This is a genomic window from Flavobacterium terrae (genome assembly GCF_900142035.1).
Classification (GTDB): domain Bacteria; phylum Bacteroidota; class Bacteroidia; order Flavobacteriales; family Flavobacteriaceae; genus Flavobacterium; species Flavobacterium terrae.
Genome location: NZ_FQZI01000002.1, coordinates 386,725 through 404,809, shown reverse-complemented (window position 1 = coordinate 404,809; position 18,085 = coordinate 386,725). Strand labels below are relative to the sequence as shown.

Genomic DNA, 18,085 nt, shown 5'->3' with positions numbered 1-18,085 from the left:
TAGATGAAAAAAACTATTATCATTGCTTCATTGATTGCTTTAAGTTGTGGTAAATCAACTTTTAATCCAAAATGGATGGATGAAAAAGCACCACAAACATTTCAAGCTAGGTTTGAAACTTCTCAAGGTGATTTTGAAATAGAGTTTTCTAGGGATTTATCTCCTAAAGCAGTCGATAGAGTTTACCAACAAATTAATCATAAATTTTATGATAGAATTGTTTTCTATAGAGTAGTGCCTAATTTTGTAGCTCAGTTTGGTCATATGGATTCGACTGCTACAGCAAATAATTGGGATCGCTACAAAGTAGAAGATGAACCTGTAAAAGGGAGTAATTTAAAAGGAGTGATTAGTTATGCTAGAGCTGGACAAAATTCAAGAGGAAATCACTTGTTTATTAATTTGAAAGATAACAAGCGTTTGGATACCGTTTTTTATAATAAAGTCAAAGGTTTTCCACCACTAGGAAAAGTTTATAAAGGTATGGATGTCGTTGAAAAATTGTATTCTGGATATGGTAACGATACAATGAATGTTTATGATTTGTTAGCTGTAAATAGGAAAGCATTTCTTAAGAAATTTCCAAAACTAGATTCTATAAAAAGAGCATACATAATTAAGTAAATAAAAAAACCTCGATAAATTTATTGAGGTTTTTTTATTAGATATAGGCTTAGAATAATCCGCCACCACCACCTTGTGTTTCATTAGCATCACGTTGTTTGCGTTGCAACGCTCTATTTTTGCCACCACCAAAGTTGTAGTTAAAACCAACATAGAATGTTTGACTTTCCCAATAAAATGCTCCATTTTGTTTGTATGGAACACTACCATCAAAAGCAAAACGCATGTTTTTGAAAATATCGTTATAGCGTAAAGTTATTGTCCCTTTATTATTAAATACGTTATATGTAGTGCCAATATCAGCCTTATACATTTGCTTACGAGCAAATTGTAAGCTTAAATCTCTACCACGATACATTCCAAACAACTGGAAACGTAATTTTTTAGTTGCTGTAAAAGTATTGTTAATTCTAGCATTAAAGGTAGTAACATCTACTTCAGCATATTCGTATTCGTTTGTGTTTGCATTTTGAACAGTACCTCTTACAGTTTTGAAATAGGCATCAGCACTTGTATTTGCTGACCACCATTTGGTAAATTTCAAATTGGCATTTGCCTCAATTCCATAAGCATTATTGTCTTTGAAGTTATCAAATGATAAAATTCTACGGTTTATATCATTTGGATCATTGTATGATACTCTAGAAATTTCATCATTAATTCTTCTGTAAAATACCCCTGCGGTTATAGAACCAATTTTTGAAATTCTTGTATAATTTGCCTCAAAAGAGTTTGTAAATTGTGGTTCTAGATCAGGATTACCTCTAGATTCTACAGTTAATGTTGTCCATTCTCTGATTGGGTTTATTTGTCCAATACTTGGTCTGTCTACTCTTCTAGAATAATTGAAATTGAAAGAGTTTTTTTCACTTGGAGCATAAGTGAAAAATAATGATGGATAAACTGTAAAGATTTCATCTTTTACTGATTTTTGTGCATTTTCACTTGTGTTTGTTGATTTTGTTTCGAAATCAGCTTTTAAACTATATGATTCTGCTCTAGCACCAATCTGTCCACTCCATTTACCCCATTGTTTTTTATAATTAAAGTAGATTGCGTGGATATCTCTTAGAAAATCAAATTTATTATTAGCAAAATAACTTCCAGAAACATTATTGAAATTACTTCCTGTCGACTGAATTCTTGATTCAGCACCAGTTTCGATACTTGCCGTTTCAGAAAGCGGATGGGTATAATCTAAATTAATTTGTGTGTAATCAGTTTTAGCTTCAATAATATTGTCTCTTTGAATTGATTCAGTAGGTTCAAAAACAGTATCTAAATAGTCAGTGTTTTCGTTATTCTTTGTTTTAGAATAGTTTATTTGCATTTCAAGAGTTTGTCCCTTCTTTGCAAAGTCATGCTTATAGACTAAATCGTATGTTTGATTTTTATTTTCATTTTCATTGTTATAATCTTGTCTTGAGTCTCTGTTTCTTCTTAAAATTATCCCTGATGGTGTATCGTCAAAGAAAATGGTATTATTATCTCTATAATCAACAATACTGTTTCCAAATCCATCAACATGAGTTAGATTTTGATTTGTGTAAACAGAAAGGGTGTTTTTATCATCAATGTAATAATCTACTCCAAACTTAAATAAATGTGAGTTGTTTTTATTACTAAATTCAAAAAGTTGAAGACTTTCACGAGTTGGATTGAAACTGTTTACATTACCATGATTAGCATTGATACCATGATTAAAGCCATAGTTTGTATAGAAATTGACTTTGCCTACTTTATAGTTTAAGTTTAATGCTGAATTTGTTTTAGGTGTAATACCAAAAGTAACACCAGTATTAATACTGCCGTTAAATCCTGTGTTAGCATTTTTGTGTAAAATAATATTAATTATTCCACTCATTCCTTCAGGATTATATTTAGCTGAAGGGTTAGTGATTAATTCAACTTGTTTAATTGAAGACGATGGAATTTGTTGTAATAATTGTGAAGCTTCGATGTTTGAAGGTTTTCCATCTATTAATACTCTCACATTAGAGTTGCCACGTAAACTTAATTCTTTAGTTTGAGGATCTATACTTACGGTTGGTACATTGTTTAAGATTTCTGAGGCTGTTGTGCCAGAAGCAATTAAATCTTTACCAACATTAACCACTTTACGATCAATTTTTTGTTCAATCGTTGAGCGCTCTTTAACTACGCTAACTTCATCAAGTTGTGTAGCTTCTTCTTCTAGAGCAATGTTTAAATTAGCACTTTTGTCGTTATTAGATAGGGAAAAGTTTTTTGTATACTTTTTATAACCCATAAATTGAACTTCAACAGTAAGTTCTTTTAAAGTAAGATTAGTAACTATAAAACTTCCGTTTTCTTTTGTAATGGCTCCAGATACAACAGTTGTGCCGTCTTTTACTGTGACTGAGGCATAAGGTATCGATTCATTTGTTTTTTTGTCTACTACTTTTCCAGATAATGTACCTGGATTTGTATTTACCGTCGTTGGGGCAGACGTTTGTGCACTTAAATTAGCAAAATGTGCCAACATACATGCGATAAAAATTTTAAATTTCATGTGTAATGTTTGTTTGTGAATTCTTGATTGATGAATTTTTGTGCAAAATTAATATGTAGTAGACACCAAGCTGTACTTAATGTTACAATTTTAAGAAATGTTTAACAGCAAAAAGAAACGCTCCAAAGTAAACTTTGAAGCGCTTCAAGTGTAAACCCCATTACACACCAAAAACTATCTTAAAACATGCCTCCTCCTTGGGCATCGCCGTTATCTCTTTGTTTGCGCTCTAAAGCTTTGTTTTTACCACTACCAAAACGGTAATTAAAATTGATGTTTAAAGTTTGATTTTCCCAACGGAATTCCCCAGAAATTGCAGCAGGTTCGTCGCTGTTAAATCTTGAACGCATTGTGTCAAATAAATCGTTGTAACGAACACTTAACGTTCCTTTGCCTTTTAATACATTCAAACGAGCTCCTAAGTCCATTTTCCACATTTCTTTGTTAGAAAACTGTAAACTTCTTTCTCCAGCTCTATACATTGTAAACCAAATTAATCTTATATCTTTTGTTAGTTTAAACGTATGATTCATTCTAGAGTTGAATAAAGTAGCGTTGATTTCTTTTTCTACTAAATCTCCAAATCTATTTTCGATAATTCCTTTGTTATTTTTAAAATAACTGTCAACACCAAAATTTAAATTCCACCACTTATTAAAGTCTAAGTTTCCAGAAATCTCTACACCATATTCTGAGTTATGATCAAAGTTTGTAAATGTTAACAATTGTTTATTTGCATCATAAGGATTGCTGGTTAATACTTGAGAAATATCGTCTTTGATGTATCTAAAGAAAGCCCCAGAAGTTATTGAACCAATTTTTACTTTTCTTGTATAATTTGCTTCTACTGAATTTGTAAACTGAGGTTTTAAGTTTGAATTACCAATTTGTTCAACTGTTAAACCTGTCCATTGTCTGATTTCGTTTACTTGTTCCATGTTTGGTCTGTCAACTCTTCTCGAATAATTAAAATTGAAAGAGTTTTTTTCTGATGGAGTATAAGTAAAGAAAGCTGAAGGATAAGCTGTGAAAATATAGTCTTTAAACGATTTATCTTCTTGACCTACTTTTTTAAATGTTCCATTTACATCATAACTTTCAAAACGTAAACCTAATTGATAGCTCCATTTACCTAGTTGTTTGCTGTAATTCCCATAAGCTGATTGAATACTTCTATTAAAGTCAAAATCTGAATCGTAATTACCGTCTAAATTGAATTTATTGTTAGTTCCATCGAAACGACTTTCTAATCCTAACTCCATTTTTGCAGTTTCACTCATTGGATTAACAAAATCAATGTTTGCAATGAAGTTGTTTCCATCTTTTTTGATATTGTTAGTTTTAGTCAAACTATAATTTTCGTCAAAAAATAAGCTGTTTTCAGGTTCTTTTGTTAAGTTGTAATTTAATTCGATATCAAGTGTTCTTTCTGGTTTTTCAAAAAGATGTTTGTATGCCAAATTATACGTTTGATTTTTTTCACTTCCTTTAGTTTTTTGAATTTGTAATTCATAAACGCCAGAATCAAAATAATTAACACCATTTCTAAACTCTGCTGTAGGATTACCAAATGATTGAATTGTATAAAAAGACAATGTGTTTTTATCGTTAATATAGAAGTCTGACCCCAATTTAGTGAAATGATTTTTATTGAAATTTTTAATGTCAAAAGTCATATCATAATCATTGATAGAATCATCATATTCATTCCAGTGTATAAGTCCTTTGTTGGCATTTTTGCCATGATTCATCGAGTAAGTAGTGTAAAAATTGAATTTATTTACTCTATAATTCATGTCAATTGAACCATTAAATTTGGGCGTTTTTCCAAAAACTACACCTGTATTAATATTACCATTAAAACCAAGATTCGAATTTTTGTGTAAAACAATATTGATGATTCCACTCATACCTTCAGGATTGTATTTAGCCGAAGGATTAGTAATCAATTCAATTTGTTTAATTGATGTTGATGGAATTTGTTGTAACGCTTGTGCAGCAGAAAGATTTGAAGGTTTTCCATCAATAAAGATTCTTACGTTTTCATTGCCACGTAAAGAAACAGTATTGTTTTGTTGATCTACACTTACCGAAGGAATGTTGTTTATTAATTCAGCCGCGGTAGATCCTGCAGAAAGTAAATCTTTACCCACAGTAATTACTTTTCGGTCAATTTTTTGTTCAACAGAAGACTTTTCTCTAACAACATTTACTTCATTTAGTTGTTTGGCTTCGTCTTCTAGAGCAATGTTTTTAAGGTTAATTGAGTTGTCATCATTAGTAAGAGTAACATCAGTTTCGTATTTCTGATAACCCATAAATACTACTTCTACATGAAGTGTTTTAATAGGTAAGTTTGAAACACTAAAACTACCATTGTCTTTTGTCATTGCTCCAGTAATGACTTTTCCGTCTTCTTTTATTGTAACAGATGCGTAAGGTAGTGGTTCGTTGTTTTTCTTATCGATTACTTTACCGTTGATTGTTCCTAGTACCAATGGATTTGATGGTGTTACCGAAGTTTGTGCTTGCGTACCAGTATACCATACTAGTAAGCAAATTAAAATCGCTTTTAATTTCATTTTGATGATTGATTTTGATTGATGATGATGCAAAGCTAAGGTAAAAAATAATACTGTGCAATACAAAGTACTATTTATTTTAAAAAAACTTTCGCTTTGTTGTAATAATAGACGATTCAATTTTAGTTTCGTTACAATAAATACAGTAAAATTTATCTATTTTAATTTTATTTCTAGAAAACGTATCTTTGCACCCTTTAAAAATCATTAATTATGACACTTACACAAATTCTTACGCCAAAAATTCAGGAAGCCATACAGGCTTTGTTTGATGTTTCACTTGATAAAGTTGAATTTCAAGCTACACGTAGGGAGTTTGAAGGTGATATAACAGTGGTGGTTTTCCCTTTATTAAAGTTAGTAAAAGGGAATCCTGTAGAAATTGGAACTAAAATTGGTAACTATTTAGTTGAAAATGTTCATGAAGTAGAAAAATTCAATGTGGTACAAGGTTTCTTGAACATCGTTATTTCTGATTCTTACTATATAAACTTTTTCAATTCGATTAGAACTACAGAAAATTTTGGATTTGTCACTCCTGAAGCTGATGCAAAAGCAATTATGGTAGAGTTTGCTTCACCTAATACCAATAAACCATTGCATTTAGGACATGTTAGAAATATCCTTTTAGGTTATTCAGTGGCATCAATTATTAAAGCATCTGGTAAAAAAGTATATAAAACGCAAATCATTAACGACCGTGGAATCCATATTTGTAAGTCAATGTTGGCTTGGCAGAAATTTGGTAACGGAGAAACTCCAGCAACTTCAGGATTAAAAGGAGATAAGTTGGTTGGAAAATACTATGTTGAGTTTGATAAAGCAAACAAGGCAGAAATTTCTGCTTTAATGGCAGAAGGAAAATCTGAAGAAGAAGCTAAGAAACAATCTCCAATACTTTTAGAAGCTCAAAAAATGCTTTTAGATTGGGAAGCTGGAAAACCTGAAGTTGTTGAGCTATGGAAAACCATGAATCAATGGGTTTACGATGGTTTTGATGTTACTTACAAAGATCTAGGAGTAGATTTTGACTCATACTATTATGAAAGCGATACATATTTATTAGGTAAAGAAGTTGTTCAGTTAGGCTTAGAGAAAGGAATTTTCGAAAAAGATCCAGATGGTTCAGTATGGATTGACTTAACAGAAGATGGTTTAGATAGAAAAATAGTTTTGCGTTCAGATGGTACTGCGGTTTATATGACGCAAGACATTGGTACAGCAATTCAACGTGTAAAAGATAATCCAGATGTGGGTGGAATGGTGTATACGGTTGGTAATGAACAAGATTATCACTTTAAAGTATTGTTCTTAATTCTTAAGAAATTAGGATTTGATTGGGCGTCTGATTTATTCCATTTGTCTTACGGAATGGTGGAATTGCCTTCTGGTAAAATGAAATCTCGTGAAGGAACTGTAGTTGATGCTGATGATTTGATCGAAGAAATGGTAGTTACTGCTAAAGAGATTTCTGAAGAGTTAGGAAAATTAGACGGTTATTCTGAAGAAGAGAAAGCTAATTTATATAGAACAATTGGACTTGGAGCTTTAAAATATTACATGCTTAAAGTAGATCCTAAAAAAGGAATGATGTTTAATCCGGAAGAGTCTGTTGATTTTAATGGTAACACAGGTCCTTTTATTCAATATACTTACGCTCGTATTCAATCTATCTTAAGAAAAGCTGATTTTGATTATAACGCATCGAGCAAGGTTGAGGTGATGCATGAAAAAGAAAAAGAATTGATTAAACAAGTAGCTTTATTTCCAGAAGTGATTCAAAGTGCAGCACACAATCATAGTCCAGCATTAATTGCAAATTACACGTACGATTTGGTTAAAGAATTTAATTCTTTCTATCAAAACGTTTCCATCTTAGGTGAAGAAGATCAAGATAAAAAAGTATTTAGAGTACAGTTGGCCCAAAAAGTAGGAGATACAATAAGATTGTCTTTTAGTTTATTAGGTATAGATGTTCCAAATAGAATGTAAAAAGTAAAGCCCGCTGAAAGCGGGCTTTTTTGTGTTAATTTTTTTTTAACAATAAATAGATTTATTTTTCGTTAACTTTATGGTAAACAAACGGTTATGAAAAATATTTTTGTAAAAATTCTAATTTTAGCTTCTTTGCTAAGTGTTTCAGGCATGTGTAGCGATGACGATGATAACCCATCAAATCCTTCAGTAGACCCAACACCAGTTATTAATACTGTAAAATCTGGTACATGGAGAATAACTTTTTATGAAGATTCTGGTACTAATGAGACTTCAAATTTTAACGGTTACAACTTTACATTTGCTGACGCTGCAGTTTTAACAGCGACAAATGGTACTAATACTTATACAGGAACTTGGTCTGTTACTAGTGATAATAGTGGAGATGATAGTCCAAGTAATGATTTGGATTTTAATATCGCATTTAGCGCACCTTCTAATTTTGCAGAATTGACCGAAGACTGGAATATTTTGGAAAGAACAGATACTAAAGTTCGCTTAATTCATGAAAGCGGAGGAGGTGGAGGAACCGATTATGTTACTTTCGAGAAAAATTAAACTTACAGATTATATCACAAAGCAATCCAATTGGGTTGCTTTTTTTATCTTTGCTCAACTCATATCGTATAAAATCATTTCAGAAAGCTAGCTTTCAATATGGAATTAGGTGAAAATCCTAAACTGTCGTGCAACTGTGTTTCTTTTTAAAAAGATAAGTCAGATACATAGAAATGATTTTGTTTGGGCACCACGATAAGTGCTTGGGCGAAAGTAAACTTCCATTTTTTTCAGAATGGAAAAATACTTCTGTTACACACACTTGTCGCATAAATGAATTTTAAACCTTATTTTATATGCAAAGACAAGAAGAAAGAATCAACGAATCTGTAACCAGAGTATTTAAAGCCGTTTTTCCTAATACTACGAATCATTACGATACCTTATTTGGAGGTACTGCTATGCAATTCATGGATGAAGTTGCTTTTATTACCGCTACACGTTACAGTCGTCAAAAAATGGTTACAGTTAGTAGTGATCGAATCGATTTTAAAAAACCAATCCCCCATGGTACAATCATAGAGTTGGTTGGAAAAGTGACTTATTTAGGAACTACGAGCTTAAAAGTAAGAGTAGATATTTTTGTAGAAGAAATGTATAGCACTCAAAAAGATAAAGCAGTTACTGGCGAATTTACTTTTGTGGCTATCGACGAAAATAAAAAAGCAGTCAATATTATTTAATTTTGGGCGTTCCTCATTGCATTCGGTCGGGCTTTCGCCTGTACAAGGTACTTGGCTCAATCCCTAACGCATTTAACTGTAAACTTTGTTACTTTGCTACTTTGCTACTTGGTAACTTTAATTTATCTTTGCAACTTCAAAAAAAGAAGAATTATGTTCAATAATTTATCAGAGAAATTAGATAAAGCGTTTCATATATTAAAAGGTCACGGTAAAATTACTGAGGTAAACGTTGCTGATACTTTAAAAGAAGTTCGTCGTGCGTTACTTGATGCCGATGTTAACTTTAAAATTGCTAAAGATTTTACCACACGTGTAAAAGAAAAAGCAATGGGTCAGGACGTATTAACTACGTTACAGCCAGGACAACTTTTAATTAAAATCGTAAAAGACGAATTAACAGAATTAATGGGAGGTGATGCTGCAGGTATCAATCTTTCAGGAAATCCGACGATTATTTTGATGTCAGGTTTACAAGGTTCTGGTAAAACGACTTTTTCAGGTAAATTAGCAAACTTCTTAAAAGATAAAAAGAACAAAAAACCTTTATTGGTAGCTTGTGATATTTACCGTCCAGCAGCGATTAATCAGTTGCATGTTGTAGGAGAGCAAATTGGAGTAGAAGTATATTCTGAACCAGAAAATAAAAATGCTGTTGATATTGCGCAAAATGCAATTAAACATGCAAAAGCAAACGGTTTCAATGTGGTAATTGTCGATACAGCTGGTCGTTTAGCTGTTGATGAGGAAATGATGACCGAGATTGCAAACGTTCATAAAGCAATTACACCAAACGAAACCTTGTTTGTAGTTGACTCAATGACAGGTCAGGATGCTGTAAATACTGCAAAAGCATTCAACGATAGATTAAACTTTGATGGAGTTATTTTAACCAAATTAGATGGTGATACTCGTGGTGGAGCTGCTATTTCGATTAAATCGGTAGTAAACAAACCAATCAAATTCATCGGTACTGGAGAAAAAATGGATGCTATTGATGTATTCTATCCAGATCGTATGGCAGATCGTATCCTTGGAATGGGAGACGTTGTGTCATTAGTTGAGCGTGCACAAGCGCAGTATGATGAAGAGGAAGCGCGTAAACTACAAAAGAAAATTGCTAAAAACGAATTCGGCTTTGATGATTTCTTGACTCAAATTCAACAGGTAAAGAAAATGGGTAATATGAAAGACCTTGTTGGAATGATTCCTGGTGCTGGAAAAGCATTAAAAGATATCGATGTTCCAGATGATGCTTTCAAACACATTGAAGCGATTATTTATTCGATGACTCCTGCAGAAAGAAGTAAACCATCAATTATTGACGTTAAACGTAAAAATCGTATAGCTAAAGGTTCAGGAAGAAAGGTTGAAGAAGTAAATCAATTGATGAAACAATTCGACCAAATGAGCAAAATGATGAAAATGATGCAAGGACCTGGAGGAAAGAATTTAATGAAGATGATGGGCGGTATGAAGGGTATGCCTGGAATGAGATAAAATTTAGGCGCGAGTTTTCGCGCCTTTTTAATTAATACACACTAAACCTAAACAACACAACAACAATGCAAATTTTAGACGGTAAAAAAGTTTCAGAAGACATCAAAAACGAAATCGCTGCACAAGTGCAGGAGATGAAAGTAAAGGGAGAAAAAGTACCTCATTTAGCAGCTATAATTGTAGGTAATGATGGTGCAAGTTTAACTTATGTAGGAAGTAAAGTAAAAGCATGTGAAAGAGTAGGTTTCGAATCTACATTAATCAAAATGCCTAGTACAACTTCTGAAACAGAATTGCTTAAAAAAATTCAAGAATTGAATGAAGACGATGATATAGATGGATTTATTGTTCAGCTTCCATTACCAGACCAAATTGATACTCAGGAAGTTTTAATGGCTATTGATCCTAGTAAAGATGTTGATGGTTTTCATCCTGAAAACTTTGGAAAAATGGCATTAGATATGTCAACCTTTATACCTGCAACACCATTTGGTATTCTTGAATTGTTAGAAAGATATAATGTAGAAACAAAAGGAAAGCATACAGTGGTTATTGGTCGTAGTCATATCGTAGGACGTCCTATGAGTATTTTGATGGGAAGAAAAGGATTTCCTGGAAATTCAACAGTAACATTAACTCACAGTCATACTAAAAACATCAATCAAATTACATCACAAGCCGATATTATTATTACTGCACTTGGAGTTCCTAATTATCTTAAAGCAGAAATGATTAAAGATGATGCAGTTATTATCGATGTGGGAATTACTAGAGTACAAGATGAAACTTCCGAAAAAGGTTATGTGATAACTGGTGATGTCGATTTTGAAAATGTTTCTAAAAAAGCATCTTATATTACTCCTGTTCCTGGCGGAGTAGGGCCTATGACTATTGCAATGTTACTTAAAAATACTTTATTAGCGAGAGAGCAAAAAAGATGCAAATAATAATACAATCTTCAAAGCAACAATTAGCTATTGTTCGTGAATTGGCATATAAAATTTGGCCTGATACTTATGGTGAAATATTATCTGTTGGGCAACTTAACTATATGTTAGATAATTTTTATTCAATAAGTTCACTAGAAGAACAATTTGATAGTGGTCATGTTTTTTTATTTGTAGAAGAAGATGGTCAATATTTAGGTTTTGCGGCTTACGAAACAGATTGTAAAGAAAAAGGAAAAACTAAACTTCATAAAATATATGTTATGCCTAATACACAAGGGAAAGGGATAGGTAAATTTTTATTAAATGAAGTTGAGCAAAGGACTAAGCAAGCAGAAAATAATTTTTTGTTTTTAAATGTCAATAAATATAACAAAGCCGTTAGTTTTTATGAAAAGCAAGGTTTTGTAAAAATAGCAGATGAAGTAATCGATATTGGACAAGGTTATGTCATGGATGATTTTGTAATGGAAAAATTAATTAAATAATATGATTATAGATAAAAGTATTTTAAGCAAATACATTGATGAGGTTATTGAAGCTGTCATTAATTATTCACCTAAAATTTTAATCGCTTTTTTCATACTTATTGTTGGTCATTATACTATCAATTTTGTAAAAAGAATGATTCTTTCAAAAGTTCAAAATAGCGAATTTGATATCACGCTGTCAAAATTTTTGATAGATATTTTAGTATGGATTTTACGTTTTTTACTTTTTATTACTTTCATATCAAGATTAGGTATTGAAACAGCTTCTTTTGTAGCTATAATAGGAGCTGCTGGTTTAGCTATAGGTTTATCTCTACAAGGGTCTCTTTCAAATTTTGCGGGAGGTATTCTTATTGTTTTGTTTAAACCGTTTGAAGTAGGAGATACTATCGAAGCTCAAGGCGTTATAGGTGTTGTTTCTGAGATACAAATATTTGTTACAAAATTAATTGCCGCAAATAATCAAACCATTTTTATTCCAAATGGATCATTATCTAATGGAACTATAGTAAATCATTCTTTGCAAGGACAGCGCAGAACAGATTTACAGTTTTTAATTTCTTATGATGAGGATTTAAAAAAAGTTAAAGATATTGTCCTTGATATTTTAAATAAAAATGAAAATGTTCTTCAAGATCCAAAACCCTCAGTTGATGTAGTTGCACTTTCGGAAAATGGTGTTCGTTTAGCTGTTAAATCATGGGCAACAAACGATAACTTTTCAAAAATGAATACTCAAGTATTAGAAAGTCTTAAAAATGAGTTTACTAAAGCTGGAATTAGTTTAGAAAGAAGAAATTTTAATTAAAAAATCAGATACATGCACAAAAGGCTCTTTTTAAGAGTCTTTTCTTTTTCTTCTCTCAAAATGTTGTTTCTTCTCAAGTGTTTTTGAAGGATTCTTCTTGTCTTTTAGAAAACTTGCTTCCTCAGTTTTGCTTGATGGAGCAATTAGAGTATTCAGTTCCTTTATTTCCTCATCAGTTAAGTCTCTGTAGCGTCCTAGAGGAACGTCTAATGAAATGTTGATAATTCTCGTTCTTTTAAGTGCTGTTACTTCATAGCCAAGATATTCACACATTCGGCGAATTTGTCTATTCAATCCTTGGGTTAGAACTATCCTAAAAATAAATTTACTTACTTGTTCGACCTTACACTTTTTGGTAACCGTATCTAGAATAGGAATCCCGTTTGACATTCGTTGTACAAATCGATCTGTGATAGGTTTATTTACAGTTACAATATATTCTTTTTCGTGATTGTTTCGAGCTCTAAGAATTTTGTTTACAATATCTCCATCATCAGTCATGAAAATTAGCCCTTCGCTGGCTTTGTCTAAACGACCAATGGGGAAAATGCGTTTTGGGTAGTTTATATAGTCAACAATATTATTACGAACACTTTGATTTGTAGTACATTCAATTCCAACAGGTTTATTAAATGCAAGATAAATAGGTTTGGTAGTTTTTTCACGAATCAATTTTCCGTCTACACGAATCTCATCCTCAATAGAGACTTTAGTTCCTAGTTCAGGAACTTTTCCATTAATGGTAATGCGTCCTTCTTCTAATAATTTGTCTGCTTCGCGACGTGAACAATAGCCAGTTTCTGATAAAAATTTATTTATTCGTGTTTTGTTTTCTTCCATTGTGCAAAAGTAAAACTTATTTATGAAACTCATTATCTGTTTTTTAACTACTTTTTTTTATATATTTGAAAGAAAAATTGTTATGAAAAAAATTTACTTTTTAGTATTATTCATAGCTCATTTATCTGTGTTTGCGCAGGTTACAAAAGGGGAGTATTTTTTAACTCCAAGTTCAAATATGCATGAGCTATATGTTTCGTTTGACCCTTCTATTAACTTTAATGGTGATATATCTACTTCAAATATTGTAAATTCAATTCCGCAATTGCAAAATATTTTTACTGAGTTTCAATTAGAATTAGAAAAAGGAATTTTATTATCTGATGAAAAAATTAATGAGATGGCTGCTCAAGCAATTAAATTATCAAAATCAGACAGAGATATTATAAGACTTAGAAATATTGCTAAAGTAAAAATAGAAAATCCAACAAATTCAAGATTATATGAATTGGCAGGACTCTTGGAGGGATTTAAAGAAGTTGATTTTTGTTCTTTGCTGTCTTTAGATCCAATCGATCCTCCTACATTGCCTCCTTCAGATATTCCGCCAGCTACGCCTGATTATGAATCTTTTCAGAATTATATAGGTCCTGACCCAGGGGTAAACATGACATATGCTTGGGACTTGGGATTAAATGGCTCAGGTATTCGCATTAGAGATTGTGAGTATGGTTTTAATATGAATCACGAAGAACTCTCAGGGAGAAATGTTTCTGTTGCAACTGGGATGACTATATCGACAAGCGCTTCGACTTCATATACTGAACATGGGACTGCTACTTTTGGAGTTTTATATGCAGATAGAGGTGGTTATGGAGTTTCAGGAATGGTTTACGGAGCTCAAGAATTAGTATTATTTCCAGAATGGCAACAAACAGGGTATAATAGAGCTAATGCAGTTACAAAAGCTATTGAGAATTCTGTAGTTGGAGATGTCATTATTTATGAAATGCAAACCGCAGGAAACGGGGGTTCTACTTATGTTCCAGCAGAATATAATTCGTTGATATGGACTTTAACTAAAGCAGCTACAGACTCAGGAATTATAATTGTTGCAGCAGGAGGTAATGGAAATCAAAATTTAGATGATGCTTATTATGCACCGTATATGAATAGAGGGGATTCTGGAGCTATTATAGTAGGTGCGGGTACTCCTAGTACGACACATAATAAGATGTCGTTTAGTACATATGGTTCCAGAGTAGATGTTCAAGCTTGGGGTGGGAGTGTAAGAAGTACTGGATATGGAGATTATAGCCAAATAGGAGGTGATTTTAATCAAAATTATACTAATTTCTCAGGAACTAGTTCGGCAACACCTATTGTTACAGCTTGTGTGGTGGCTTTGCAATCTTACTATTATTCGCAAACAAACTCTTACATGACGCCACTACAAATGCGTCAGCTTTTAATTGATACTGGAATACCACAAGGTTCAGGAGGACATATTGGTCCAATTCCAAATATGCAATCAGCGATTGAGCGTATTAATCAGACTTTAAGTACTTCGCAAAATAATCAAATTGTTTTCTCTGTTTATCCTAATCCATCTAGAGATAGAATTACTATTAATTTGTTTGATAGTTCAAGCAAAACTAAAGTTGAAATTTATTCTGTTTTAGGACAAAAAATAAATGTGAAACAATTTGAAGGGCAATCATTTGATATTGATGTGTCTTCGCTTCAAAAAGGAGTTTATTTCTTGAAAGTAATATCTGGAGGAAAAGAAACTACAAGAAAAATTATTAAAGAATAATTATTCAAATAAAAATCGGTAAATATTTTGATACAAAAGATCGTCATGCATACTATGACCTAGTCCTTTTGTTTCAATGAATGTGGCGTTTTTCCAAGCTTCCGCAATCTTTTTTCCTTCGTCAATTGAGACTACAGTGTCGTCTTTATCGTGGGCAATAAGTCCTTTTATTTTTAAGTTTGAAACAAATTTTCTGCTTGAGAAATCTTCGAGCTTTTGTTTGAATTTCTCAATGTAGTTCTTTTCTAAATTTGAAGCAAGTTTTGAGTTTAAGCTCAAAATATTTACATAGTTTCGTATTAGTATATTAAAATCACTAGGAGCGCCTAGAACTACCATTTTTTCTATATTATCATTAGGATAAAGATGTTTGTAATACAAACAAGTTTTGCCGCCTATAGAATGTCCAATTAAGTATTGAGGATTGTACTTTTCGACAGTTTTATGAATAAACTCGGCGTACTGAGGGATGCTAAATTCTTTTCCACTTGCTAATCCATGTGCTGGGGCATCAATTGCAATTACTGTTGATCCCGATTTTTTTAAATAGGGTAAGAAATTCTCCCATCGAGAGGCATTACTTTCCCAACCATGGATTAATAAAATTTTAGTAGAATTACCTTTCCATAAATACACTGGAAACTCGTGATTATCTACTTCAATATTTTCTGTGTATGTTTCGTTTAAGAATTTAGGAAGCTTTTCTTTATCTAATTTTCCTTCTCTGGGTTGACTAAAATATTCATAAGTAAGTTCATTTGCTTTTTTTGGAAACAAAAAACTAATTAGATTTATATATAAACCCAATGATTTAGTAAATAAGAAGTAGATAATTTTTTTCATAAAAAAAGCCTCTTAATAGAGGCTTTAAATTAATTATATTTTTGCAAATAATTGCTCCATTTTTTCTCTTTCTTCTTGAGCTAAAGCATTGTCAACAAGAATTCTTCCACTGTGCTCATCAGTAATGATTTTTTTACGAGAAGCAATTTCCATTTGAGTTTGTGGCGGTATTGTAAAGAATGAACCAGCTGAAGCTCCACGTTCAATAGAAACAATAGCTAAACCGTTTCTTACGCTACCACGAATACGGTTGTAAGCGCTTAATAAGCGATCTTCGATTTGAGCTTGGTATTCTGCAGATTTTTCTGTTAAGAATTTTTCTTCTTTTTCAGTTTCAGACATTATTGCGTCTAATTCTGATTTTTTATGCTTTAAGTGAGTAGATTTAGCTTCTAATTTTTCTTTAGATTGAGCAATTACTTCTTTTTTATGCTCAATAGAAGCTTTCATTTCACGGATGTGTTTTTCAGCTAACTGGATTTCTAATTCTTGAAATTCAATTTCTTTAGATAATGAATTGAATTCACGATTGTTACGAACCTCTTTTTGTTGAGAAGTATATTTTTTGATAGCTTCTTTATGCTCTTCAATGCTAACTTTTTTAGCTTTGATTTGATCTTCGATGCTTTCTAAATCACTTTTAAATTTGTCTAAACGAGTGCTTAAACCTGCAACTTCATCTTCTAAATCTTCCACCTCAAGAGGTAATTCTCCTCTTACGTTTCTTATTTCGTCGATTCTTGAATCTATTAATTGTAAATCATACAACGCTCTTAACTTTTCTTCAACGTTCAATTCTTTTGCTGCCATAGTTTATATGTACTTAACTGGGTTTGTATTTATTTGTGATAAAACGAATGCAAAATTAGGAATTTTTTTCATAAGATAATCAACTATATGATTTTTTATGTATCGCTCACTTTCAAAATGTCCAATATCAGCCAATAAAATTTTATTTTCTGCCTCATAAAAGTTGTGGTATTTTAAATCAGCTGTGAGATAAGCGTCAGCCCCAACTTGAATTGCGTTATTAATTGCAAAGCTTCCTGAGCCTCCTAAAACGGCTACCTTTTTTATAGGTTTGTTTAAAAAATTGGTGTGTCTAATTACTCCACATTCCATTTTTTCTTTCACCATTTTTAAAAACTCAATTTCATTCATTTCTGATGATAATTCACCTATCATTCCTAATCCAATATTTTGATGAGTGTTTTGAATATCATAAATCTCATAAGCTACTTCTTCATAAACATGACTAGTAAGTAAAGCTTTTAGAATTTTGCTTTGAAGATGTTTTTCAAAAGTTACTTCGATTTTAATTTCTTCTCCTTGAACAAATTCAAAACGTTCACCTATTTCTGGATTGCTATTTTCATTACCCATATAGGTTCCTATTCCTTTCGAATTGAAACTGCAATCTTCATAATTTCCAATTCTTCCAGCTCCAGCATTAAATAAAGCATTTCGAACCTCTTCGGCGTTATCGGGAATAGTATAAGTAACTAGTTTCTGGATAAAGTTTTGTTTAGGAACTAATATTTTGGTGTTTTGTAAACCTAATGCATTGCAAAATATTTTGTTTACTCCCTCTTGGTGATTATCCAAAGCGGTATGAACTGCAAAAATAGCAATATCATTTTTTATGGCTTTAAGAATAGATCTTTCGACATAATTTTTACCAGTAATTTTTTTTATGCCTGAAAATAGAATTGGGTGAAAGCAAACGACAAGATTGCATTTTTTTTCAATAGCTTCATCAATAACAGATTCTAAAGCATCGTGACAGATTAATGCGCCAGTAGCCTCATCTTCATTGTTCCCAACAAGTAGTCCTACGTTGTCAAAATCTTCGGCATACGCTAGAGGAGCCATCTCTTCAAGAACAGAAATTATTTCTTTGATTTTCATTTTGAAATGTTTCGAAT

General features: G+C 31.9%; 15 protein-coding genes and 1 riboswitch. Of the genes, 9 read left to right on the top strand and 6 right to left on the bottom strand.

Annotated elements, in window-relative coordinates; genetic code table 11:
• Positions 1-3 precede the first annotated feature (3 nt).
• Entirely contained in the window at positions 4-624 is a 621-nt protein-coding gene (locus BUC09_RS06175; protein ID WP_073309719.1) for a peptidylprolyl isomerase, read from the top strand.
• Between the two features lie 49 nt (positions 625-673).
• On the opposite strand, the gene BUC09_RS06170 is transcribed toward BUC09_RS06175, so the two are convergent.
• The gene (locus tag BUC09_RS06170) at positions 674-3,157 is read right to left on the bottom strand and encodes a TonB-dependent receptor (RefSeq protein WP_073309718.1); all 2,484 of its coding nucleotides are present in this window, start codon (positions 3,155-3,157) and stop codon (positions 674-676) included.
• Positions 3,158-3,336: 179 nt separating this feature from the next.
• On the bottom strand, positions 3,337-5,739 hold the full coding sequence (locus tag BUC09_RS06165) for a TonB-dependent receptor (protein WP_073309716.1): 2,403 nt from the start codon (positions 5,737-5,739) through the stop codon (positions 3,337-3,339).
• 213 nt (positions 5,740-5,952) lie between these two features.
• On the opposite strand from BUC09_RS06165, the gene argS reads away from it, so the two are divergent.
• The 7 genes from argS (at position 5,953) to BUC09_RS06130 (ending at position 12,721) form a co-directional block, all read left to right on the top strand.
• On the top strand, positions 5,953-7,731 hold the full coding sequence (argS, locus tag BUC09_RS06160; RefSeq protein ID WP_073309714.1) for an arginine--tRNA ligase: 1,779 nt from the start codon (positions 5,953-5,955) through the stop codon (positions 7,729-7,731).
• A gap of 96 nt (positions 7,732-7,827) precedes the next feature.
• The gene (locus BUC09_RS06155; protein ID WP_073309712.1) at positions 7,828-8,292 is read left to right on the top strand and encodes a hypothetical protein; all 465 of its coding nucleotides are present in this window, start codon (positions 7,828-7,830) and stop codon (positions 8,290-8,292) included.
• A gap of 61 nt (positions 8,293-8,353) precedes the next feature.
• Positions 8,354-8,481: riboswitch (cobalamin riboswitch) on the top strand.
• A 107-nt stretch (positions 8,482-8,588) separates the two neighbouring features.
• Positions 8,589-8,975: an acyl-CoA thioesterase gene (locus tag BUC09_RS06150; protein ID WP_073309711.1), complete on the top strand. Its 387-nt coding sequence runs from the start codon at positions 8,589-8,591 to the stop codon at positions 8,973-8,975.
• A gap of 153 nt (positions 8,976-9,128) precedes the next feature.
• Positions 9,129-10,475 (top strand): signal recognition particle protein, encoded by a 1,347-nt coding sequence (gene ffh / locus BUC09_RS06145; protein WP_073309709.1) that lies wholly within the window; start codon positions 9,129-9,131, stop codon positions 10,473-10,475.
• 65 nt (positions 10,476-10,540) lie between these two features.
• Positions 10,541-11,422 (top strand): bifunctional 5,10-methylenetetrahydrofolate dehydrogenase/5,10-methenyltetrahydrofolate cyclohydrolase, encoded by an 882-nt coding sequence (locus tag BUC09_RS06140; RefSeq protein WP_073309707.1) that lies wholly within the window; start codon positions 10,541-10,543, stop codon positions 11,420-11,422.
• Positions 11,413-11,910, top strand: a complete 498-nt coding sequence (locus BUC09_RS06135) for a GNAT family N-acetyltransferase (RefSeq protein ID WP_073309705.1) — start codon at positions 11,413-11,415, stop codon at positions 11,908-11,910. Before BUC09_RS06140 ends, BUC09_RS06135 begins: the two co-directional genes overlap by 10 nt.
• A gap of 1 nt (position 11,911) precedes the next feature.
• Complete coding sequence (locus BUC09_RS06130) at positions 11,912-12,721, top strand: mechanosensitive ion channel family protein (RefSeq protein ID WP_073309703.1); 810 nt, start codon at positions 11,912-11,914, stop codon at positions 12,719-12,721.
• A 30-nt stretch (positions 12,722-12,751) separates the two neighbouring features.
• Here BUC09_RS06130 and rluF read toward each other — a convergent pair whose 3' ends face one another.
• Positions 12,752-13,561, bottom strand: a complete 810-nt coding sequence (rluF, locus tag BUC09_RS06125) for a 23S rRNA pseudouridine(2604) synthase RluF (RefSeq protein WP_073309701.1) — start codon at positions 13,559-13,561, stop codon at positions 12,752-12,754.
• An 82-nt stretch (positions 13,562-13,643) separates the two neighbouring features.
• On the opposite strand from rluF, the gene BUC09_RS06120 reads away from it, so the two are divergent.
• Positions 13,644-15,317 (top strand): S8/S53 family peptidase, encoded by a 1,674-nt coding sequence (locus BUC09_RS06120; protein WP_159432939.1) that lies wholly within the window; start codon positions 13,644-13,646, stop codon positions 15,315-15,317.
• On the opposite strand, the gene BUC09_RS06115 is transcribed toward BUC09_RS06120, so the two are convergent.
• Genes BUC09_RS06115 through BUC09_RS06105 form a run of 3 tightly spaced genes read right to left on the bottom strand, consistent with a single transcriptional unit; the run spans position 15,318 to position 18,068 of the window.
• Positions 15,318-16,160: an alpha/beta fold hydrolase gene (locus BUC09_RS06115; RefSeq protein WP_073309697.1), complete on the bottom strand. Its 843-nt coding sequence runs from the start codon at positions 16,158-16,160 to the stop codon at positions 15,318-15,320. It lies immediately after the preceding gene.
• 33 nt (positions 16,161-16,193) lie between these two features.
• Positions 16,194-16,970 (bottom strand): zinc ribbon domain-containing protein, encoded by a 777-nt coding sequence (locus tag BUC09_RS06110; protein ID WP_073309695.1) that lies wholly within the window; start codon positions 16,968-16,970, stop codon positions 16,194-16,196.
• Between the two features lie 3 nt (positions 16,971-16,973).
• Positions 16,974-18,068: a Nif3-like dinuclear metal center hexameric protein gene (locus BUC09_RS06105; RefSeq protein WP_073309693.1), complete on the bottom strand. Its 1,095-nt coding sequence runs from the start codon at positions 18,066-18,068 to the stop codon at positions 16,974-16,976.
• Positions 18,069-18,085: the final 17 nt, after the last annotated feature.

Coding starts and splice junctions, on each gene's coding strand:
- BUC09_RS06175 (WP_073309719.1), top strand. CDS start 4: ATGAAAAAAACTATTATCATTGCTTCATTGATTGCTTTAAGTTGTGGT.
- BUC09_RS06170 (WP_073309718.1), bottom strand. CDS start 3,157: ATGAAATTTAAAATTTTTATCGCATGTATGTTGGCACATTTTGCTAAT.
- BUC09_RS06165 (WP_073309716.1), bottom strand. CDS start 5,739: ATGAAATTAAAAGCGATTTTAATTTGCTTACTAGTATGGTATACTGGT.
- argS (WP_073309714.1), top strand. CDS start 5,953: ATGACACTTACACAAATTCTTACGCCAAAAATTCAGGAAGCCATACAG.
- BUC09_RS06155 (WP_073309712.1), top strand. CDS start 7,828: ATGAAAAATATTTTTGTAAAAATTCTAATTTTAGCTTCTTTGCTAAGT.
- BUC09_RS06150 (WP_073309711.1), top strand. CDS start 8,589: ATGCAAAGACAAGAAGAAAGAATCAACGAATCTGTAACCAGAGTATTT.
- ffh (WP_073309709.1), top strand. CDS start 9,129: ATGTTCAATAATTTATCAGAGAAATTAGATAAAGCGTTTCATATATTA.
- BUC09_RS06140 (WP_073309707.1), top strand. CDS start 10,541: ATGCAAATTTTAGACGGTAAAAAAGTTTCAGAAGACATCAAAAACGAA.
- BUC09_RS06135 (WP_073309705.1), top strand. CDS start 11,413: ATGCAAATAATAATACAATCTTCAAAGCAACAATTAGCTATTGTTCGT.
- BUC09_RS06130 (WP_073309703.1), top strand. CDS start 11,912: ATGATTATAGATAAAAGTATTTTAAGCAAATACATTGATGAGGTTATT.
- rluF (WP_073309701.1), bottom strand. CDS start 13,561: ATGGAAGAAAACAAAACACGAATAAATAAATTTTTATCAGAAACTGGC.
- BUC09_RS06120 (WP_159432939.1), top strand. CDS start 13,644: ATGAAAAAAATTTACTTTTTAGTATTATTCATAGCTCATTTATCTGTG.
- BUC09_RS06115 (WP_073309697.1), bottom strand. CDS start 16,160: ATGAAAAAAATTATCTACTTCTTATTTACTAAATCATTGGGTTTATAT.
- BUC09_RS06110 (WP_073309695.1), bottom strand. CDS start 16,970: ATGGCAGCAAAAGAATTGAACGTTGAAGAAAAGTTAAGAGCGTTGTAT.
- BUC09_RS06105 (WP_073309693.1), bottom strand. CDS start 18,068: ATGAAAATCAAAGAAATAATTTCTGTTCTTGAAGAGATGGCTCCTCTA.